This is a genomic window from Streptomyces sp. NPDC093795 (assembly GCF_044764665.1).
Taxonomy (GTDB): Bacteria; Actinomycetota; Actinomycetes; order Streptomycetales; family Streptomycetaceae; genus Streptomyces.
Genome location: NZ_JBIWIO010000003.1, coordinates 731,174 through 751,141 on the forward strand (window position 1 = coordinate 731,174; position 19,968 = coordinate 751,141).

22 protein-coding genes are annotated in these 19,968 nt (G+C 73.3%); 12 read left to right on the forward strand and 10 right to left on the reverse strand.

Features of this window, described 5'->3' with window-relative positions:
- The first annotated feature begins 33 nt into the window (after positions 1–33).
- Entirely contained in the window at positions 34–1,527 is a 1,494-nt protein-coding gene (locus ACIRB7_RS12110; protein WP_403596051.1) for a hypothetical protein, read from the forward strand.
- Between the two features lie 83 nt (positions 1,528–1,610).
- On the opposite strand, the gene ACIRB7_RS12115 is transcribed toward ACIRB7_RS12110, so the two are convergent.
- Positions 1,611–3,104 (reverse strand): PP2C family protein-serine/threonine phosphatase, encoded by a 1,494-nt coding sequence (locus ACIRB7_RS12115; protein WP_403596053.1) that lies wholly within the window; start codon positions 3,102–3,104, stop codon positions 1,611–1,613.
- Between the two features lie 231 nt (positions 3,105–3,335).
- Here ACIRB7_RS12115 and ACIRB7_RS12120 point away from each other — a divergent pair, with 231 nt between their 5' ends.
- The gene (locus ACIRB7_RS12120) at positions 3,336–4,430 is read left to right on the forward strand and encodes a hypothetical protein (RefSeq protein ID WP_403596231.1); all 1,095 of its coding nucleotides are present in this window, start codon (positions 3,336–3,338) and stop codon (positions 4,428–4,430) included.
- Positions 4,431–4,580: 150 nt separating this feature from the next.
- Positions 4,581–5,783, forward strand: coding sequence for a pyridoxal-phosphate dependent enzyme (locus tag ACIRB7_RS12125; RefSeq protein WP_403596055.1), 1,203 nt, complete (start codon positions 4,581–4,583; stop codon positions 5,781–5,783).
- Positions 5,784–5,879: 96 nt separating this feature from the next.
- Here the strand turns inward: ACIRB7_RS12125 and ACIRB7_RS12130 are convergent, their stop codons facing one another.
- On the reverse strand, positions 5,880–6,548 hold the full coding sequence (locus tag ACIRB7_RS12130; protein ID WP_403596058.1) for an NADPH-dependent F420 reductase: 669 nt from the start codon (positions 6,546–6,548) through the stop codon (positions 5,880–5,882).
- 80 nt (positions 6,549–6,628) lie between these two features.
- Entirely contained in the window at positions 6,629–7,066 is a 438-nt protein-coding gene (locus ACIRB7_RS12135) for a VOC family protein (RefSeq protein WP_403596061.1), read from the reverse strand.
- Between the two features lie 98 nt (positions 7,067–7,164).
- Between ACIRB7_RS12135 and ACIRB7_RS12140 the strand changes: the two genes are divergently transcribed.
- From ACIRB7_RS12140 to ACIRB7_RS12150, 3 genes are all read left to right on the forward strand, one after another.
- Positions 7,165–7,746, forward strand: coding sequence for a TetR/AcrR family transcriptional regulator (locus tag ACIRB7_RS12140; protein WP_403596064.1), 582 nt, complete (start codon positions 7,165–7,167; stop codon positions 7,744–7,746).
- Between the two features lie 183 nt (positions 7,747–7,929).
- Positions 7,930–8,460 (forward strand): hypothetical protein, encoded by a 531-nt coding sequence (locus ACIRB7_RS12145; RefSeq protein WP_403596066.1) that lies wholly within the window; start codon positions 7,930–7,932, stop codon positions 8,458–8,460.
- A 58-nt stretch (positions 8,461–8,518) separates the two neighbouring features.
- On the forward strand, positions 8,519–9,106 hold the full coding sequence (locus tag ACIRB7_RS12150) for a GNAT family N-acetyltransferase (protein ID WP_403596069.1): 588 nt from the start codon (positions 8,519–8,521) through the stop codon (positions 9,104–9,106).
- Between the two features lie 33 nt (positions 9,107–9,139).
- Here ACIRB7_RS12150 and ACIRB7_RS12155 read toward each other — a convergent pair whose 3' ends face one another.
- Entirely contained in the window at positions 9,140–9,691 is a 552-nt protein-coding gene (locus ACIRB7_RS12155) for a YdeI family protein (protein ID WP_403596234.1), read from the reverse strand.
- Between the two features lie 238 nt (positions 9,692–9,929).
- On the opposite strand from ACIRB7_RS12155, the gene ACIRB7_RS12160 reads away from it, so the two are divergent.
- Positions 9,930–10,868 (forward strand): carbohydrate kinase, encoded by a 939-nt coding sequence (locus ACIRB7_RS12160; RefSeq protein WP_403596071.1) that lies wholly within the window; start codon positions 9,930–9,932, stop codon positions 10,866–10,868.
- On the opposite strand, the gene ACIRB7_RS12165 is transcribed toward ACIRB7_RS12160, so the two are convergent.
- From ACIRB7_RS12165 to ACIRB7_RS12175, 3 genes are all read right to left on the reverse strand, one after another.
- On the reverse strand, positions 10,846–12,135 hold the full coding sequence (locus tag ACIRB7_RS12165; protein WP_403596074.1) for an ATP-binding protein: 1,290 nt from the start codon (positions 12,133–12,135) through the stop codon (positions 10,846–10,848). The two genes, ACIRB7_RS12160 and ACIRB7_RS12165, sit on opposite strands and share 23 nt — an antisense overlap.
- 191 nt (positions 12,136–12,326) lie before the next feature.
- Positions 12,327–12,683, reverse strand: coding sequence for a DUF805 domain-containing protein (locus tag ACIRB7_RS12170; protein ID WP_403596077.1), 357 nt, complete (start codon positions 12,681–12,683; stop codon positions 12,327–12,329).
- Positions 12,684–12,873: 190 nt separating this feature from the next.
- Positions 12,874–13,233, reverse strand: coding sequence for an SPW repeat protein (locus ACIRB7_RS12175; RefSeq protein WP_403596080.1), 360 nt, complete (start codon positions 13,231–13,233; stop codon positions 12,874–12,876).
- A 369-nt stretch (positions 13,234–13,602) separates the two neighbouring features.
- Between ACIRB7_RS12175 and ACIRB7_RS12180 the strand changes: the two genes are divergently transcribed.
- The 3 genes from ACIRB7_RS12180 (at position 13,603) to ACIRB7_RS12190 (ending at position 15,100) form a co-directional block, all read left to right on the forward strand.
- Positions 13,603–13,974, forward strand: coding sequence for a cupin domain-containing protein (locus ACIRB7_RS12180; RefSeq protein WP_403596083.1), 372 nt, complete (start codon positions 13,603–13,605; stop codon positions 13,972–13,974).
- A 122-nt stretch (positions 13,975–14,096) separates the two neighbouring features.
- Positions 14,097–14,612, forward strand: coding sequence for a DinB family protein (locus ACIRB7_RS12185; RefSeq protein WP_403596085.1), 516 nt, complete (start codon positions 14,097–14,099; stop codon positions 14,610–14,612).
- 140 nt (positions 14,613–14,752) lie between these two features.
- Positions 14,753–15,100 carry a DUF4440 domain-containing protein gene (locus tag ACIRB7_RS12190; RefSeq protein WP_403596237.1) on the forward strand — a complete coding sequence of 116 codons (348 nt, stop codon included), beginning with the start codon at positions 14,753–14,755 and terminating at the stop codon, positions 15,098–15,100.
- On the opposite strand, the gene ACIRB7_RS12195 is transcribed toward ACIRB7_RS12190, so the two are convergent.
- Positions 15,091–15,456 carry a hypothetical protein gene (locus ACIRB7_RS12195; RefSeq protein WP_403596088.1) on the reverse strand — a complete coding sequence of 122 codons (366 nt, stop codon included), beginning with the start codon at positions 15,454–15,456 and terminating at the stop codon, positions 15,091–15,093. The genes ACIRB7_RS12190 and ACIRB7_RS12195 overlap by 10 nt on opposite strands.
- 178 nt (positions 15,457–15,634) lie before the next feature.
- On the opposite strand from ACIRB7_RS12195, the gene ACIRB7_RS12200 reads away from it, so the two are divergent.
- Positions 15,635–17,095, forward strand: a complete 1,461-nt coding sequence (locus tag ACIRB7_RS12200; RefSeq protein WP_403596090.1) for a carboxylesterase/lipase family protein — start codon at positions 15,635–15,637, stop codon at positions 17,093–17,095.
- Between the two features lie 12 nt (positions 17,096–17,107).
- Here the strand turns inward: ACIRB7_RS12200 and ACIRB7_RS12205 are convergent, their stop codons facing one another.
- Both ACIRB7_RS12205 and ACIRB7_RS12210 read right to left on the reverse strand, forming a co-directional pair.
- Positions 17,108–17,524 (reverse strand): universal stress protein, encoded by a 417-nt coding sequence (locus ACIRB7_RS12205; RefSeq protein WP_403596093.1) that lies wholly within the window; start codon positions 17,522–17,524, stop codon positions 17,108–17,110.
- A 1-nt stretch (position 17,525) separates the two neighbouring features.
- Positions 17,526–19,022, reverse strand: a complete 1,497-nt coding sequence (locus ACIRB7_RS12210; protein WP_403596096.1) for an APC family permease — start codon at positions 19,020–19,022, stop codon at positions 17,526–17,528.
- A gap of 235 nt (positions 19,023–19,257) precedes the next feature.
- Between ACIRB7_RS12210 and ACIRB7_RS12215 the strand changes: the two genes are divergently transcribed.
- On the forward strand, positions 19,258–19,950 hold the full coding sequence (locus tag ACIRB7_RS12215; protein ID WP_403596099.1) for an RraA family protein: 693 nt from the start codon (positions 19,258–19,260) through the stop codon (positions 19,948–19,950).
- The last annotated feature ends 18 nt before the right edge of the window (positions 19,951–19,968 follow it).

Here is a 19,968-nt window from a genome sequence, read left to right on the forward strand (position 1 = left end):
TGTCAACTCAGCCGAGAACCTGGGGGCTTAGACGTGACCGGACAAACCAACACCCGCCTGGCAGACCTGTTCGGCCTGGCCGGCTGGTCCAAGGGCGAACTCGCGAGACTCGTCAACCGGCAGGCGGCGGCCATGGGCCACCCCCAGCTGGCGACCGACACCTCGCGGGTCCGGCGCTGGATCGACCGCGGTGAGATCCCGCGCGATCCCGTCCCCCGGGTGCTGGCAGCACTGTTCACCGAGCGACTCGGCCGTGTCGTGACCATCGAGGACCTCGGGTTCGTACGACACGGGCGCGCCGGAAGACGGCAGGACGTCAGGAAGACGGAGAACCCTGACGGGCTGCCATGGGCACCCGATCGTACGGCGGCGGTCCTCACCGAATTCACGGGAATGGACCTCATGCTCAACCGACGCGGCCTGGTGGGCGCGGGTGCCGCGCTTGCCGCGGGCTCCGTACTCACCAACGCCATGCACGACTGGCTGCAGACCGACCCCTCACGCCGGTCCGCCCCCCAGCGGGCCACCGATCCCCTGCACGCCGATCCCGCCGGGTTCGACCGTTACGAGGCCGCCCCCATCGGGTCGCAGGAGATCGAGGCCCTGGAGCACTCGGTGGAGGTGTTCCGTGCCTGGGACGCCTCCCGGGGTGGCGGTCTCCAGCGCAAGGCCGTGGTGGGCCAGCTCAACGAGGTGGGCGGCATGCTCGCCTACCGCCACGCCGACCACCTCCAGCGACGCCTGTGGGGCGTCGCCGCCAACCTCGCCGTCCTCGCCGGCTGGATGTCGCACGACGTGGGCCTCGAACCCACGGCGCAGAAGTACTTCGTGATCGCCGCCCACGCGGCCCGCGAGGGCGGCGACCGGCCCCGGGCCGGCGAGGCGCTGTCCCGCGCCGCGCGCCAGATGGTGCACCTGGGCAGGCCCGACGACGCCCTCGATCTGCTGAAGCTGGCCAAGGACGGTTCGGGGGAGCGGTTGCTGCCGAGGACCCAGGCCATGTTCCACACGATCGAGGCCTGGGCGCAGGCATCGATGGGCCGAGGCCAGGCCATGCGCCGCACCCTCGGCGAGGCCGAGGAGCTGTTCGTGTCCGACCGGCGCGACGAGAAGACGCCGAGCTGGATGCAGAACTTCGACGAGGCCGACATGCACGGCATGCAGGCCCTCGCCTACCGCACACTCGCCGATCACGAGCCGGCCGCCGCGATCCCCGCGCAGCGCCACGCCAAGCTGGCGATCGAACTCCGGCGCGGCGGCCACGACCGCTCGAAGCTCTTCGACCACATCTCGCTCGCCTCGGCCTGCTTCATCGCCGACGATCCCGAGCAGGCCGACCGGTACGCCCGGCTCGCGCTGATGTCGATGGGAGAGACCTCGTCGCACCGCACCTGGGACCGGTTGCGGGAGATGTACCGGCTCACCGGGCAGTACGCCGGCTACACGAGGATCGAGCACCTGCGCGAGGAGATCGCGGAGGCCCTGCCGCAGTCGCCGGTCAACCGGCCGAGGACCGGCCAGGCCTGAGCGGGGGTCACGGTCACCGGTCGACGTTCGACGGTCGGCGTTCGGTACGGGAACGCCGGAAGGCGCATGTCACCCCGGGTGCCTCAGCGGCCGACCCGCACCACCATCACGCAGGCGTCGTCCTCGCGCCGCTCCTCACCGAACTCCTCGACCACCGCACGCACACCGTCCTGGGCGTCCCGCGCCCCGGCGAGCCGGTGGCCGAGGGCGAGCAGCCGTCGCGCGCCCGTGTCGTCGCCCGTGCCGCCGCCACGGGTCAGCCCGTCGGTGTGCAGCACGAGCAGGTCGCCGGGGAGCAGCCGGGTTTCGGTCTCGCCGTACACGGCCCCGGTCGTCGCCCCGAGGAGCACACCCTCGGGACGGCGGAGGAGGTGCCCCGTCCCGTCGCGGAACAGCAGCGGGGCGGGGTGACCGGCCTGCGCCCAGGTCAGTGTCTGGGCGACCGGGTCGTAGCGGCAGCACATCGCACTGCCGAGCGCGGGCTGGACGGAGGTCTCCAGGAGCTGGTTGAGGTGTCCCATCAGGGCGGCGGGGCGGATGCCCGCGACCGCCATCCCGCGCAGCGCGCCCAGGAGCATGGCCATCGACGAGGTCGCGGCGACCCCGTGGCCCGTCAGGTCACCGACGGTCAGCAGCGCGTCCCCGTCGGGCAGGGCGAGGGCGTCGTACCAGTCGCCACCGATGAGGCCGGTACTGGCGGCCGGCAGGTAGTGGGCCGCCACGTCGAGCGGGGCGGGGCCGTCGTGGGCGAAGCGGAGCGAGCCGCGCCACGGCGGGAGCACCGCCTCCTGGAGCTCGACGGCGACCCGGCGCTCGGTCCGCTCGATGTGGCGGCTGCGCTCCAGGCTGTCCCGGCTCTCCCTGACCGCCCGCTGGCTGCGCCGCAGCTCGCTGACGTCACGGAGGACCGCCCACATCGAGGCGGTGCATCCGTCGGCGTCGAGGACGGGCTCGCCCGTCATGTGCACCGTGCGCACCCGTCCGTCGGTCCGCACGATCCGGAACTCGCCGTCGATCGGCTTCCCGTCGATCAGACAGTCCGTCACCAGACTCTGGAGGACGGGCTGGTCCTCGGCGAAGACCATCGTGGGCATCTCGTCCAGCGACATCGCGCCGCTCTCGCGCGTACGTCCGAAGATCTGGAACAACTCTTCGGACCAGCTGACCTCGTCGGTGAGCAGGTTCCACTCGGCGCTGCCGACGCGGGAGAGCAGCGAGCCCGTACGCGCCGGGGGGATCTCGCCGTACGCGGTGCCGGGGTCGGTCGCGAGGCGCGTGTCGAATACGGCCTCGGTGGTCGCGTCGGCGCTCGTCCCAGGGCTCGTCGCGGGGGCGGTCTGCTCGGGGACGCCCGCCCGGAGCTGACCCAAGTGGGCGCCCAAATCGTCCAGTTGGCTGACCGCGAGGTCACAGAGGGCGCGCTGCCAGCGCTGCTGGGGATCGTCGTCGTCCACCACGGCGTCCTGGCGCACGGCCACGAGCTCGCCGCGCAGGCGGCGGGTCTGCGAGATCAGTGCGTCCACCGCGCCCGGCTCCGGCTGCTGGGCGGGGCGGTCCGCGAACAGGGGGGACGGCATGTCGTACTCCGATACAGACGCGGCACGGCCAGGCCAAGTGCGAGGGGAGAGGCCCGGATGCGACTGTGGCACAGCGCGGGAGAGCCCGTAAGGGATTTGGCAACACTCGATCCGGTGGTGCTTCTGGCATATGTCAAAGGCCCGGCGATTACCGGCCAGTGCACGACGCGTTACGGTGCGGGGGTGGTGAACGACGACGGAATCGGCACGGTGGGCACGCGTACGGCGGCCATGGGCGGGGCGGGCACGGGAACGGGCACGGGCACGGTGGGAACCGCCTTCCTGATCGCGGCGGCGCCCGCCGGGCGGGGGCGCGCCATGGACGCCGCCTCCGTGCTCCCGGCCCTCGCCGCCGTGCCGCCCGGGGTCCTCACCGGCACCGCCACCGCCACGGTCGTCGAACTCGCCGACCCGCTCGACCCGCAGACCGTGCTCACCCGCCTGCGCGCCGCCGCGGCGAGCCCCGGCCCGCTGCTCGTCTGCCTCGCGGGGCAGCTCCACCTCGACCGCCGCCAGCAGCGGCCGCACCTGGCGCTCGCCCGCACCACCCCGGCGACCCTCCGCTACACGGCGCTGCCCTGGCACTGGCTCGCCGGCGAACTCGCGGTACGGCCCCCCGGCACCACGACCGTCGTCGCGGACCTCGCGGCGGACCCCGAACTGTGGGCCCGCCTCACCGCCGCCCCCGACCTGCTGTCCCTGGGGCCCGGACCACTCCTCTACGGGCGGGTGACCCCCGCCCCCCGCCGGGGAGATCCCATGACCCCCGACTATCTGCGGTCCTGGGCGGAACTCTGGCGTTCCGGCGCGCGGCTCCCGTACGCCACGCTCCACGCGGAGTCCGCCGCCCACGCCGCCTCGGCCGTACCCGAGTCGCGTCTCCTGGCCCCCGCCCCCGCGCCGGTCTCCCCGCAGGAGCAGGACCCGCACCCCGCGATCCTCGCCGCCGCCATGGCCGGACGGCACGGGGAGGCGGCGGCGGTGGCCGCGGCCTGGGAGCGCGAGGCCCTCCGCGGTCACGGGCCCCGGTCCGTGGAGGCCGTCCACTGGACGGAGGTACGGGCCGACCTCGCCCGTCTCGCCGGGGATCCCGCCCGCAGCTGCGAACTGTGGCTCGCCGCCGCCGAGGCCCGGCTCGGACTGCGGCAGCCGACGGACGACCCGGACGTCGAAGGGGCCGTGGACCGGGCCCACCACCAGTGGGAGCAGATCGGCGACCCGGCACGGGCCCGCGCCCTCGGCCCCACGCTGGTCGCCCTCCGGCGACGCGTCCCGGGCCGTCAGCCAGGTGCCCTGGCCGCGCTGACCCGCCGCATGGCCGACTGAGTCCGGGCCGTGGCGGACCGGAGGCGTACGGAGTAGGGGCCGCGGGCCGCCGGAGACGTACGGAGACCTCGTCGGCCGCGGCACGTACCCACCGCCCCACGTACGGACCGCCCTACGAGCCCACCGCCCCACGAGCCCGAAAGGCCCCGCGTGACCTCGCTCGCCCTCGCCCAGCGTTCGCTCGCCGACCCGTCCGTACACCACCCGCTCTGGCCGCCGCTCACCCAGGGCTGTCCGGTGACCTCCACCGACGAGATCGCGTACCCGCTGGACATCGACTACGCCTACGACGACGTCCCCGCCGACCTGTTCACCCGGCCAGCCGCCCACGGTCTCGAACGGTGGGCCCCGCTGCTCCCGCCGCTCGCCGCCCCGGGCCTCGGCGAAGGCAACACCCCGCTGGTCCGACTCCCCGACGGCGTCCGGGTCAAGGACGAGTCCCGGAACCCGACCTGGAGCCACAAGGACCGACTCAACCGGGTCGCCGTCAGCGCCGCCGTCGCCTCGGGCGCGCGCGGCATCGTCGTCTCCTCGTCCGGCAACCACGGCGCCTCCGCCGCCGCGTACGCCGCCCGCGCCGGGCTGCCCTGCGCCGTCTTCACCTCCCCGGACGCCCCGCCCGCCGTCGCCTCCCACCTCCGCGCCTACGGGGCGACGGTGCTGACCGTCCCGTACGCGTCGGTACGCCCGCTGATGCGGCGGATCGTCGACGAACTCGGCTTCCAGAGCGTCAGCAGCGTGACGGACACCGCCCACACCGGTCACCCCTTCGGGCCCGAGGGCTACAAGACCCTCGCGTACGAGGTCGCCCTCGACCTGGGCCGCGCCCCTGCGGCGGTCCATCTCCCCACCGGCTACGGAGAGTTGCTCTTCGGAGTGGCCAAGGGCTTCCAGGAGCTCGTACGGCTCGGGGTCACCGACTCCGTACCCCGGTTGTACGCCGCCGAGCCCGCCGCGGCCGGCGCCCTCACCGAGGCGCTCCGCACCGGCCGGCCCGTCGCCCGGGTGCCGGTGGGCCCGACCGCCGCGTACGCCATCGACTGCGAGATCAGCGGCTACCGAGGCGTACTCGCCGTCAGCGAGACCGGCGGAGCGGCCCGCACGGTGACGGACGCTCAAATGCAGGCCGCTCAAGCGGAGTTGGCGGCGCAGGGCATCTGGTGCGAGACCTCCTCCGCCGCCGGTCTCGCCGCCCTGCGCGCGCACGGGCCGCACGAGAGCGAAGGCCCCGTGGTGTGCGTGGTCACGTCCAGCGGCTACAAGGACATCGCCACGGCCAGGCAGACGTACGCGCCGACGGCCCCGGACTGGCCGTCGATCGAGGCCGCCCTGAGGGGCGCCTGGAGCGAGTAGGGCACACCCCAGGGCCGCCCGGTCGCGACGAACGGCCGGGCCGGGCGGGCGAGCGCACCCGCGCCCGCCCGCCCGTCCCCCCACGGCCCGGTCGTCCTAGTGGCCGAGGCCGCTGCCGCCCCCCGCGGGGAGGACCACCCGGATGCCGAACTCGTAGGTGCCGGCCGCCTGTGCGATGCCGATGAAGAGCAGGGCGAAGTGCTCCTGGCCCCGCGCCGTGGCGATGCCGCCCAGGTCGAGCACCGCGTCGTCGGACCAGCCGAGATCGGTGAGCAGTTCGCGTACGGTCTTCTTCGCCGCCGTGTCCTCACCCGAGAGGAACACGGTGCCGGGACCCTCCAGGGAGTCCGGCGCGACCATCACCTTCCGGTCGATCGTGCAGAGCGTCTTCACGACCCGGGTCTCCGGGAACGTCTGCTGGATCTCCTCGCCGAGGCTGACGACGGGGTGGGACAGTGTCCCGTCCGCGAGGAAGCCGACACCGACGTCGAGGATGACCTTCCCGGCGAGCGCGGGGGCCCCGATCGTCGTCAGGAGGGCCACGGAGTCCGTGCCCGGGGTGGCGTTCACCAGCACCTCGGCGTGTGCGGCGGCGCCCGCCGAGCTGTCGATCCGTACTCCCGCCGTGGTGAGTTCCGCGAGCTCGGCCCGCAGCTCCTGGTCGTCCGGCCGCCGTGACCCGACGACCACCTCGTGACCGGCCCCCGCCCACGCCGAGGCGAGCGCCCGTCCTACGTTTCCTGTTCCGAGAATCCCGATTCGCATGCCGCTCATCGTGGCCGTCCGGAGCCCGCCCCCACCTCGGCCCCGGTGCCGAACCCCCGTCGGCCGATGGGTCTAGGACTTCAGGCACCCGCGTACTGGGCGGCGTACTCCTCGCTGGGCGGGATGACGGTGATGACGTCGATCAGCACGCCGTCGGGGGCGGAGACGATGAAGTGGCGCTGGCCGAAGTCCTCCGTGCGGAGCGGCAGGACCTCGGGCAGGCCGGCCTTCGCCACGAGCCGCTGGTGTTCGGCGTCCACGTCGTCCACCTCGAAGTTCAGCAGCAAGCCGCCCCGGAGCGCGGCCCGGTGGCCTTCGGGGACGGTCGGGTGGGCGTGGTCGAGGAGGGCCAGCTCGTACTGGGGGGCGTCGGGGCGGCGCAGGCTGACGTACCAGTCCGCCTCGAAGGTCACCTCGAACCCGAAGTGGCGGGTGTAGAAGTCGCGGGAGGCCGCCACGTCCCCGGTGGCGAGCACCGGGTAGAAGCTGCCGAGCCCGGTCGTGCGTTCGTTCGTCATGGAAGGTCCTTCACTCTCGTTTTCGCGTACCCAAGGTATGTGAGTCGTGGAGTTAACATACCTTGGGTACGTGAAATGGGAAGGGCGGTGTGCGGGCGATGGCGATCAACCGGGCGGAGCAACGGGCGGCCACGCGAAGGGCGTTGCTGGCCGAGGGGCGGCGCCGGTTCGCCGCCGACGGGTACCACCACGTGGTGCTGGCCGAGGTGGCGCAGGCCGTCGGGGTCACCAAGGGGGCCGCCTACCACCACTTCGACAGCAAAGCGGGGCTCTTCCGGGCGGTCGTCGCCGGGGTCCAGCAGGAACTGGGCGAGCGGGTCGCGACCGCGGCCGAGCGGCACGAGGACCTCTGGGAGCAGCTCCGGGCCGGCTCCCGTGCCTTTCTGGCGGCGGGGACCGACACGGCGGTGCGGCAGATCCTGCTGGTCGACGCGCCGACCGTTCTGGGCTGGGACGAATGGCGGGCCCTGGACGAGGAATCCTCCGCCCGGCACCTCACGGAGGCCCTGACGGCGCTCGCCGCGGCCGGAATGATCGCCGATCAGCCGGTGGAACCCCTGGCCCGGCTGCTCTCGGGGGCTATGAACGAGGCCGCGCTCTGGATCGCGCGGGGCGGGGACCCACAGGCCGCGGAGCAGGCACTCGACCGGCTCCTGGCGGGGCTGCGCACCCCGGCCTGACGGCCCCCCGCGGCACCGGCACATGGGGCGAGGAGGTACGGCGCCGACGGGTGGTTCCGGGCTCGGGACGGATCTACGGCGTCCCCGAGGCCAGGTCAGCACCATGCGGTTCCGGTCACTCGTCATGGTGGCCTCGGCGCGTGTCACCCGCCGGCACTGACCCGGTCCGGCAGCGTGGGCGCCATGCACCCCCGTCGTACGACTGTCCTCCTCCTCGCCGCGCTCCTCACCGGTGGCTGCGTGGCCGTCCCGCACTCCGCGGCCCCGCCGTCACGCGACCGCCCCGCCGAGCTCGTACCCGCCGCGGACCGGCCACCGGCCCCTCTCCCGACATGGCCGGAGCCCACCCAGGCCGCACCCCGCGAAGACCTCGCCACCACCGACCCCCGACGCGCCCCGGCCCCCGCGAAGACCGCGGCCCCGGCGCCCGTCGCACCTGCCACCGCACGGCCGAAGCCTGCCCGGCCCGACCGCCGTACGCAGCCGCAGGAGCACCCCGCCACCACTCCGGTGAGGAAGAAGCCCCGCAAGCAGGTGCGGCCGCCCGCGACGAGGACGACACCGAAGGCCCAGGCCCCGAAGAAGCAGGTCCCCCGTCGGCAGCAACCGACGGCCGGGCAGACGCCGGACATGCGCCGGCTCTGCCGTCAGGCCCAGGACATCCAGGCCCCCATGGGCGCCGCCGAACTGTGCCGCAGCATGTACGGCCGCTGACCGGATCCGAGGCACCAGGACGTGTCCGGCCGAGGTTCGCCCTGAGATGATCGGAGGCGTGGCTATCCCTTCGGACTCCGTACCCGCTCTCGTGCCGGCCGTCCCCGCCGAGCCGCCGAGCACCGAGCCGCCGAGCACCGAGCCGGGCGTCCGTGCCGAGCCGCCGAGCCCCGGCCCGCCGCTCAATACCCGGCGTCTGCTCCTGCGGCCCGTCCGGGACACCGATCTGGACGCCGTGACCCGACTGTGGACCGACCCCGACGTGCGGCGTCACCTCGGCGGCCCCGTCATCGACTCCGTCATCCGGATCCGCCGCGGCCGGATCGTCGCGGCGCCCGGGTTCCACGCCGTGGTCCGGGCCGAGGACGGTGTCGTCCTGGGCCTGGTCACGGTGGAGCCGGGCGCGCGAGGCGGGGAGACGGAAGTGTCGTACCAGTTCCTGCCCGAGCACTGGGGCAGGGGCTACGCGCGGGAGGCGGTCGGCGCCGTCGTCGCGTGGACCCTGGAGGGCACGCCGAGCGTCGTCGCGGTCACCCAGGAGGGAAACCAGCGCTCACGCCGGCTCCTGGAAGCCGTCGGTCTGGAGTACGCCGAGTCCTTCGTGGAGTGGGACGCCCACCAGGTGCTGTACCGGCGCCGCGCCTGACGTGTCGCCGCCGCGCCCGAACGGCGTGCGCCGTCAGCGGGGCGGCTCGCCCGCCGCGAGCGCCGCCACCGCCCGTTCGAGCCGGGCCGTCCTGGTCTTCGCGGTGCGCGCCTGGAGCAGGCTGAGGATGACCAGGTAGCGGTCGGTCTTTCCCAGCGCCTCGAAGGCCTCGGCGGCCCGCGGCTGCGCCGCCAGGGCCGCCGCGAGGTCGTCCGGCACGGTCGCGTCCTTCTGAGAGGGGTACGCGGCCTCCCACCGCCCGTCGGCCTGCGCCGCCCGCACCTCGGCGAGGCCCGGCTCCCGCATCCGGCCGGCGGCGGTCAGCGCCTCGACCTGCCGCACGTTGACCTGGGACCAGAGGCTGCGCGGCCGGCGCGGGGTGATCTTCTGGAGGTAGGACCGCTCGTCGAGCGCCTTGCGCTTGCCGGTGATCCAGCCGTAGATCAGCGTGCCGTCGAGGATCTCGTCCGCGTCCGGCGAGGCGAGGTCCGAGCCCTTGCGGGCGAGCAGCAGCCAGATGCCCGGGGTGTCCCCGTGGTGCCGCTCCAGCCAGCCCTCCAACTCCTGCCCGTCGGCGAACGCCATGACCGCGAGCCCCTCGACCGTCTCCACCGGAACGCCCCTCACCCCTGCCGACCGGCACCGCCGGCGATTCCGGGGGTGCCCTGACATGAACAGGATATTGACACCGGCCGGAGAGCGGTCGTCCACGCGCGCGTCCGGGTCTCCGCCCCGGGAGGGCGCGGGGCCGCTGTACGACGCCGGGCCGCGTAGCATCTGCGGATCGTCCACCGGGGCAACCCATGCCGAGGAGCTCTGACCCATGTCCTTCCTGGTGATCGGCGAGTGCGTCGCCGACATCGTCCGCGCCCCGGCCGGTTCCGGCGCCGCCGACCGCGTCCACCCGGGCGGCAGCCCCGCCAACGTCGCCTACGGCCTCGGCCGCCTCGGCCGGGACGTCACCCTGCTCACCCAGCTCGCCGACGACTCCACCGGCCGCCTCATCGCCGAGCACCTCAGGACGGCCGGGGTACGGCTGGAGGTCGGCGGCGTCCCCGCGCGCACCCCGTCGGCGGTCGTCGGACTCGATGCCCACGGCGCGGCCACGTACACCTTAGACATCGCCTGGACGCTCACCGGCGGCGCACCGGCCGGGCTCGCGCCCGCCCATGTGCACATCGGGTCGATCGCCGCCGTCACGGCACCCGGCGCGGCCACCGTCCTCGCCGAGACAGAGCGGCTCAGGGACCGGGCCACCGTCAGCTACGACCCCAACGTACGGCCCGGACTGATGGGGGAACACGGCGCGGCGGTCGCCCGCGTCGAGCGCTGCGTCGCCCTCAGCGACCTCGTCAAGGCCAGCGACGAGGACCTCGCCTGGCTGTACCCGGGGGAGGACCCGCACACGGTCGCCGCCCGCTGGCTCACCCTCGGCCCGGCCGTCGTCCTGGTCACCCGGGGCGCGGCCGGCTCGCTCGCCGTCACCCGGCGGGAGACGGTCACCGCGGACGCGCCACCCGTCGCCGTCGTCGACACCGTCGGCGCGGGCGACTCCTTCATGTCCGCCGTCCTCGACACCCTCGCCGGGCGGGGGCGGGAGGAGCTCGGAGGGCTCGACGCCGAGTACCTCGCGGGGCTGCTGCGGAGGTCGGGCGCGGCGGCGGCCGTGACCGTCTCCCGGGCCGGCGCCCACCCGCCCGACCGCGCCGAACTGGACGCGGCCGGGGAGGAGTTCGCCCTCAGGTCCGGGCGTGCGTGGTGATGTCCGACGCGAACTGCTCGACCATCTCCGGAGTGACCGTCGGACGGCACTCCCCGATGGCCTCCAGATAGTCCGCGGTGCTCGCCCCGAACGCCGCCCCGTCGCCGCTCCGCCCGCCTGCTGCGAGCAGGTCACGCTCGAAGGAGGACTGGGCGGCGATCCGGGCGGCGTGCTCGATGTCGGCGGGCGTGAACAGCTCGCTCGCGAGGACCAGTTCGTCGATGTCGACGTCCGCGCGGCCGTCCGTGTACCGGGCCCAGATCGCGGCCCGCGCCGCCTTGTCGGGCGTACCGATGGGGATGAGGTAGTCGAAGCGTCCGGGGCGCAGGAAGGCCGGGTCGAGCGAGCGGATCGAGTTCGTCGCGCAGACGAGCAGCCGCTCGTCCCGCTCGCGGAAGCCCGGTATCAGCTTGAGGAGTTCGTTCGTCACCCCGTGCATGCCCCCGGGCTGCGCGGGCTCCGAACGCACCGGCGCGATCTCCTCCACCTCGTCGATGAAGACGAGGACCCGCTCCAGCTCGGCGATCCGCGCGAACGCGGACCGCAGGGCCGCCGCGAGGTTCCCCTCGTCCGCCAGACGGGACGGCAGGATCTCCACGAACGGCCAGCCGAGACGCGAGGCGATACCGCGCGCGAACGTGGTCTTGCCGGTGCCCGGCGGGCCGAACAGACAGACCGCGCGCGGCGGCCGCACCCCGTGCCGGCCGGCCCGCTCCGGCTCCGCGAGCGGCAGCACCACCCGGCGTTCGATCAGGTCCTTCTCCCGCTCCATCCCGGCCACCTTGGCCCACAGGTCGCCGGGGAGCAGCCGGCCGCCCAGGTCGTCGAGGAGCCCGGCGGCCGGCCCGTGCAGCGGCTCCACCTTCTCGAAGTACGCGACGGCCGGCTGACGCGTGTACCCGGCGTTCAGGAGGCCCTCGCCGAGAAGCTCCTCCTCGGGCAGGACGTACGCGATCCGCCCGACGCGGGCGGCGACGAGCCGCCGCTCCAGCTCCACGAGGAGGGCACTGGCGACTCCACGGCCGCGCCACGCCGAGGAGATCGCGATCCGCATGACCCATGCCCGCTCGCCGGACACACAGGCGAGCGCCGCCCCGATCGGCACGCCCTGGTGGACGGCGACCACGGCCGGCTGGCGTGTGGTGAGGGCCCCGATGCACTCGGCCAGGGAGAACACCGACTCCTGCCCGAGCTCCGCGGTGGTGTCGATCAGATGGACGACGGCGGCGAGATCGCTCTCGCGGTAGTCGTGGATGTGCCAGTTCACCGGTGGTGCCGCCCCTCGTCGATGCCGTTGCGGCGAGGCTAGGCGCGGCCCGGGACCCCGGTCGTGCGCCATCCTGCACAAGCCGGTACGGGCGAACACGCCGTACCGGCTCTGTACGGGCCCGGGACGAACCGGCATGCGAAAGGCCCCAGGAAGGAGTTCCTTCCGGGGGCCTTTCACCCGCAGGTGCCTCAGTAGGCCAGGGCGGCCTTCGGGTTCGCGCCGTAGGCGTTGTCGTGGCCCTCGCTGTCGGAGCAGGTGAAGACCAGCAGGATGATGCCGCCGACGAGCGGGACGAAGGCGATGAAGTACCACCAGCCCGACCGGCCCGTGTCGTGCAGTCGACGCACGGTCACGGCGAGGGACGGGACGAGGACGGCCAGGGTGTAGACGGCGGTCAGCAGCGGGTACGTGCTGAGGGCGAAATCGACGGCCATGAGAACGACGGCCGCGATGGCGTTGAACAGGATGTACATCCAGTACTCCTTGCGGCGCGCGCGACCGCTGAAGACTGCGTACTTCTTGAGAACGTCGAGGTACCAGTTCACTTTGTCCCCCCAAGGACTGCGTATGCGAGTGGGAGCCTGTCCCTGTGGGGCAAGCTTTACGCAGAACTTATGTGGCTGAAACCATGTGGGTCAATTCGTTACCGGGCAGCGGCCGTTCCGCAGCGGGACGCAGTGAACGGCGGTACCTCCGGGAGGGGAGGTGCCGCCGTTCCGGGAGAGGATCAGAACGTCACGTCCTTGACTTGGTCATGAGCAGCCCGCCGGCCGTGAGGGAGAACAGGCAGACGCACGCGCCGGTGATCACGTTGCTGAGGATGGTGCCGGTGTCGGCGCCCTGTCCCACCACCCACGGTGCGATGATCAGCCACGCGCCCATCAGCAGGACGACGAAGTTCAGGTCCTGCGACCGCTCCGGAACCATCGACATACACAGGCCGAGCACCGCGAGGGCGATGCCGACGACCAGGTTGGTGATGGCGAGGGCGGGCTGGGTTGCGGAGAAGTGGACCGTCCACGCGGAGATCGCGGCGTAGATACCGGCGAGGATCACGAGTTCCTCGACAGCCGCGACACCTCGGGTTTGGAGCATACGGGCATATCGGTCCCGCATTTCCGGCGCATCGGGGTGTCCCGCGATATCACCAGGACGGTGGGAAACGTCGGCCATACGACTCGCCTCCTTCTGGCGTCCTACACGTCTGACCGCACTTGCGGCGAATGAGGCCGCTGCTTCATTGTGCGCTTATCTGGCCTTTATGTGTAGATCTGCCCCCTCACGGATGCGCACAAAATATCGATCGCCCCTATGCAGAGAACCGCCAACTGGAGATCTTTGTTCAACAAAACTTCCATTCAAGGACGACCACCGCGGGCTTCGCTGTGCACGGTGGCCGACGGCGTCCCGGCGTAGCCTGGAAGTGGACTCGGGGCCCGATCTCTCCACCGGCGGGAGCGGATGATGGCCGGCATCGTACGAAAAAGCTTCGACGCAGCGGACGAGACCCGTCCCTTCGAGGACGGCAAGGGCAGGCTCGACCTGCTCACCAGCGGAGGCGGCCCGGTCGGCCGCGCCGTGTTCGAGCCGGGCTGGCAGTGGTCCAAGCACGTCAAACCGATCGCCGGCACCGACAGCTGCCAGGCGGCCCACGTCGGTTACGTGGTCAGCGGCCGGATGAAGGTCGTCATGGACGACGGCGAGTCGACGGAGTTCGGCGCGGGCGACCTCATGGAGGTCACGCCCGGCCACGACGCCTGGGTGCTCGGCGACGAGCCCTGCGTGGCCATCGACTGGTCTGGCTTCGGCGACTACGCCAAGCCCTCCGGCGGCTGACGCCCCGCCTGATCCCACCTGCTCCGCCTGATCCCACCAGGTGCCGCTCGACGTCACCGGCCGCCGGCCGGCCGCGGGAAAACCCCGGGCCGGCCGGCGGGCTCCCCGGGCACAATGCCCGCATGACCATCCAAGATCACCGCACGCCCGTGCCGCACGCCGCCGACGAACGCGCCACCCTCACGGCCATGCTGGAGTTCCAGCGCGACACCCTCGCCCTGAAGTGCGCGGGGCTCACGCCGGACCAGCTCAAGGAGCGGGCGATCGCCCCCTCGGGCCTCTCCCTCCTCGGCCTCGTCCGTCACGCCGCCGAGGTCGAACGTGGCTGGTTCCGCAACACGCTGGGCGGCGAACGGAGCCGCAGCCCGTGGACCCCGCCCGGCTCCACCGACCGGGCCGACTTCGACGTGGACGGCGCCGACGTCGACGAGGCGTTCACGATCTGGCGGGACGAGTGCGCCCGCGCCCGCGCCCGCGCGCTCGTGGACGCGGCCGACTCCCTCGACCTCACCGGCACCCACGAGAACGAGACGTACTCCCTGCGCTACGTCCTCGCCCACATGATCGAGGAGTACGCGCGACACAACGGCCACGCCGACCTGCTGCGCGAACGTCTCGACGGCACGACGGGGGAGTGACCGCCGTGGACGCACCTCAGGGCCTCCGGCAGGACGCCCCCGACCCGGTGGACGCGCCGGAGGCCCCCGACCCGGTGGACGCGCCGGACGCCCCCGGCCCGGCGGACGTCGCCGAGGCCGTCGCGGGCGAACTGCGCCTCATGGACCCGGCGGTACGCCTCTCCCGGGCGCTCGCCGCCGCCCTGCTCGACCCGGAGTTCGTCGAGGTCGGCGCCTCCGGGCGGCGCTGGACGTACGAGGAGATGCTCGACGGCCTGCCGACGATGGCCGGCAGCGCTGACGACGGTCCGCGCCACGAGCCGACGGATTTCAGGGGCGTCGTACTCGCCCCCGGCCTCGTCCACCTCACGTACGAGACCCTCCGCGACGGGCGCCGAGTCCGGCGCAGCTCGCTCTGGCGCCGCGGCCCCGGCGCGCCCGAGGGGTCCGCTTTGCGCATGTACTACCACCAGGGAACGCCCGTGCCCGAGGCGCACCGTCAGCCGTAGGCGTCCGTCACGCAGTCGGCCGCGCACCGCCAGTGCTCGAACCGGCGCCGCAACGCCGCCGCCGCGTGCCGCCTCTCCACCACGGCGTACCCGTAGCGCTCCCTGGTCGTCCGGACCACCGCCTCGACGGTGACGATCGCCGGTTCGCCCTCACCGGCGGACCGGCGGGCCGCCGCGATCACGGCGTCGGCGGCGCGCTGGAGGTCGCGGGCGTACTCCCGCTGGGCCATGGACCGGGCCCGAGAGGCGGCGAACGGCCGTACCGCGCGCCCCTTCCAGACCGCACCGGCGACCATGAGTCCCACGCCGACCACAGCGACGAGCACCCCCACCGCGACATTGAGGTTCCACCTCACACCGGCCGCCCTCCCCCTGGACGCGAGGCTACGCACGAGCCCTCCGATTCTAGAGCTCCCCGGCACGTCCCCAGAGCGCGAACACCGTCGTTGACACGTGTAAGCAGTCGGTGACAGGCTTCGCCCCGGCCCCGCGCGCATGTACCGCGTCCACCGCCGCCAGAAGGAGCAGCAACCCATGAGCACCTCTGACACCCCAGGCCCCACCGTCACCACCGCCCGAGGGCCCGTCCGGGGCGAGCGCCGCGCCGACGGCAGCCTCCGCTTCCTGGGCATCCCGTACGCGCAGCCGCCCGTGGGCGACCTCCGGTTCGCCGCGCCCGTACCGCCGGAGCCGTGGTCGGAGCCGCTGGACGCCACGGCGTACGGGCCCACCGCCCAGCGCCGTCCCTTCGCCGAGGTGACCACCATCCCCGAGCCCTCCGTCCCCGGCGCCGGAGTCCTCAACCTCAACGTCTTCACCCCCGACGCCGACCCGGCCGCGGCCCTCCCCGTCCTCGTGTGGATCCACGGCGGCGGCTACGTCGCGGGCTCGGCGGCCAGCCCCTGGTACGACGGAGCCGCGTTCAACCGGGACGGCGTGGTGCTCGTCTCGCTCGGCTACCGGCTCGGCATCGAAGGCTTCCTGCACCTGGAGGACGCCCCCGACAACCGAGGCGTACGGGACTGGATCGCCGCCCTGGAGTGGGTGCGGGACAACATCGCTGCCTTCGGCGGCGACCCGGCCAAGGTCACCGTCGCCGGACAGTCGGCGGGCGGCGGCGCCGTCCAGACCCTGCTCGCCGTCCCCGCCGCCCGGGGCCTGTTCCGGGGCGCGCTCTCGGTCTCCGGCGCGGTACCGCGCCCCGACGGCCCCGAGGTGGCCCGCGCGGTCTCCCGCCTCCTCACCTCCCGCACCGGCGTGCCGGCCACCGCCGCCGCCCTCCGTGACCTCGGCGACGACGAACTCCTCGCTCTCCAGGACCGCCTGGCAGAGCCCGGGCCGGACCGCGGGAGCCTGCCGCCGATGCTGGCCCTCGCCCCCTTCGCCGACGGCGAGCTGATCCCCCTGCCCGCCCTCGACGCGCTCACGACGGGCGGGGCGGGCGCGGACGTCCCGCTGATGCTCGGCTTCACCGAGCACGAGTTCACGATGATCCCCGCTCCGGGCCCGGAGGGCCCGCCCCTGCCCGTGCTCCTCGGCGGCCTCGGCCTCGACCCCGCCAGGGCCGACGCCTTCGCCGAGACGTACGCGAAGGGCGGCGCCGAGCAGCTCTTCGGGCAGGCGCTCACCGATGTGACCTTCCGTGCCCCGAGCCTCGCCGTCGCGGACGCCCGCGCCGCGCGCGAGAGCCCGACCTGGCTGTACGAGTTCGCCTGGCGCTCCCCGATCGTGGGGCTCGCCGTCCACTGCCTCGACCTGCCGTTCGCCTTCGACCTCCTCGACGCCGAAGGTGTCGCGGCCGTCGCGGGTGAGGCGCCGCCCCGCGCGCTCGCCGACGCCCTGCACCGGGTGTGGGTCGCCTTCGTGACCCACCAGGACCCGGGCGCCGACTGGCCGCGCTACACCTCCGAGGGGCGCGCCACGATGATCTGGGACGCGGAGCCCCGCGTCGAGGCGGACCCGCTGGGCCCGGTCCGCGCGCTCTGGCTCGACTGACGTCGCGAACGGTCACGGCTCCGGAGGGACACAGAGCACCGGCACCGTCGACATGTGCAGGAGTTTGTGGGGCGTGGAGCCGAGCAGCGCGCCGCGGATCGGGCTCTCGCCCCAGCTGCCCACCACGATGACCCGGGCCGCGTGCCGGGTCGCCGCGTCGATCAGGGCTTGCGCGGGCTTCTCGTCGAGCACCTCGACGACGGTCGGCACCCCCGCCCGGTCGGCCTCCGCGACCGCCTGTTCCAAGCCGGCGCGGCCGGCCTGGCGGACGGCCTCGTGGTGGGACCGGTACTCCTCGCCCGGAGGGCCGGGCGCCGCCGCCCCGTAGACGAGGACGAGCCGCTCGTCGAAGGCCGCGGCCACCTCGATCGCGATGCGCAGCGCGCGGTGGGCGCCGGGGGACTCGTCGTATCCGAGGACGACCGGCATCTCAGCGCTCCTTGCGACGGACGAGGTCGGGGTCGGCCACCCCCGGCCGTTCCCGCCAGAACGCGGGCGACCGCAGCCGCCACACGATCATGACGATCACCCCGGTGAGAGCGATCCCGATCCCGATGACGAGCGGCGGCCCCAGACCGAACCACGACGTTCCGCTGTACGAGTTCGCCGGATCGGACATGTCGGCGACCGACCGCACCAGGAGCCACGTCAGCAGCCCGGCGCCGACGAGCGGGCCGAGACCGATCAGCAGGAAGTTGTGGACGCTCTCGGTGAGATGGCGCCGGTGGTAGACCGCGCAGGCGACGCCCGTGAGCGCGTAGTAGAAGGCGATGAGCAGGGAGAGCGCGGTCAGGGAGTCCAGAAGGGCGTTGGCGCTGATCTGGTTCACCACGAGGTACCAGGCGATGGCGATGCCGGCGACCCACCACGTACTCACGTCGGGAGTGCGGAAGCGCGGACTGACGTGGCCGTAGTGCGCGGGCAGCGCGCGGCGGCGGGCCATGGACAGGGCGGTGCGCGAGGCCGGGATGATCGTCGTCTGCGTGGAGGCGACGGCGGACGTGGCGACGGCGAGGAGCAGGACCCAGTCCCAGCCGCCCAGGACGTCGGTGGCGAGCTGGGCGAAGAGGAACTCCTCCTCGCCCGCGTTCTCCGCCAGGAACGCCGGACCGGCGTAGCCGACGACCGCGAACCCGACGGACACGTACGTGACCAGGAGGATGACGGTCGACCACAGCCCCGCCCTGCCGGGCGCGGTCGCGGAGTCCTCCACCTCCTCGGTGAGGTTGACGGCCGACTCCCAGCCCCAGTAGATGAACACCCCGAGCAGCAGACCGCCGGTCAGCGCCGCGCCGCCCGCGCCGAAGGGGTTCAGCCAGCCGAGGGCCGGTTCGACGGAGTCGTACGCGCTGGTGCCGGCGTACACCCGGTACAGTGCCACCCCCACGAAGACCAGCAGACAAACGACCTGCGCCAGGATCAGGACGTTCTGCACCTTGGCCGAGAGCTCCGTGCCGATGACGCAGACGGCCGTCATCACCAGGATCAGGAGCACGGTGAGCAGCTGCCGTACGAAGCTGTTGTCCACCCAGCCGTCCAGGCCGACAGCGAGCAGCCCGAAGCTCACGGCCACGTCCGCGAGCGAGCCGACGACCAGGACGCCGGTCATCGCGATGGCCCAGCCGCCGAGCCAGCCGGCCCAGGGACCCATGGCCCGTGTGACCCAGGAGAACGTCGTGCCGCAGTCCTGGTCGACCTTGTTCAGGTAGTAGAACGCCGACGCGATGAGCAGCATCGGCACGAAGGACGCGAACATCACGCCGGGCGCGTAGATACCGGCGAGGGCGACGATCGGGCCGATGACGGCGGCGAGGGAGTACGCGGGGGAGGTGGAGTTGAGGCCGATGACGAGGGCGTCGACGAACCCGATCGCGTTCGCCTTCAGACGCGGGGTCCGTTCCGGGGGTGCGGCGTCCTCTGTGGCCATGGTCCCTCGCTCCGGTTCCACCCCCCGGCGCTCGGCCCCGACAGCACTCCGTGCCGGTGCCCCGGACGGACAGGGAGACGTACCCCCTCATGGTAGGAACGCCCCGCCCCGCCCGCACGCGGGACGGCGGGCGACGGCGCCGTTCGGCACCCTCGCAGCCCCTCCCGGTAGCATCGCGCAGCCCGCCGCACTCGCCGCAACCGCCGCACCCGTCACAGAACGGAACGAACGCTCGATGCTGAAGGACTTCGCCGAACTCTCCACCCCCCTCATCGCCGACGCCTGCGTCCGCCTCGGGGAACCGCTGCGCGCGGCCCCCGCCGGGATCCTGCCCGTCGTCCCCGGCATGCGCGTCGCCGGCCGGGCGCTGCCCGCCCGGCACTACGGAAGCGTCGACGTCTTCCTGGAGGCCTTCGCGTACGCCGAGCCCGGGGACGTCCTCGTCATCGACAACGCCGGCCGCGACGACGAGGCCTGCGTCGGCGACCTCGCCGTCCTGGAGGCCGAAGCGGCGGGCGTCGCCGGGGTCGTCGTCTGGGGCCTGCACCGGGACACCCCCGACCTCGTCGGGATCGGACTGCCCGTCTTCTCGTACGGACGCCACGCCCCCGGCCCCGTACGCCTCGACCCCCGGGACCCGGACGCGCTCCTCACCGCCCGCTTCGGTGACCACGAGGTGACCGACGCCGATGTGGTGTTCGGTGACGACGACGGCGTGGTGTTCGTGTCGGCCGCCCGCGCGGCCGCCGTCCTGGAGGCCGCCCGCACCCTCTTCCACACCGAGCGCGAGCAGGCCCGTCGCATGAGGGCGGGGGAGACCCTGCGCGCGCAGACCCGGTTCGACGCCTATCTGGCCGGCCGGGCCGAGGACCCCTCGTACACCTTCCGGCAGCATCTGCGCCGGATCGGCGGCGCGATCGAGGAGTGAGCTGGGCGGGGGCGGTCG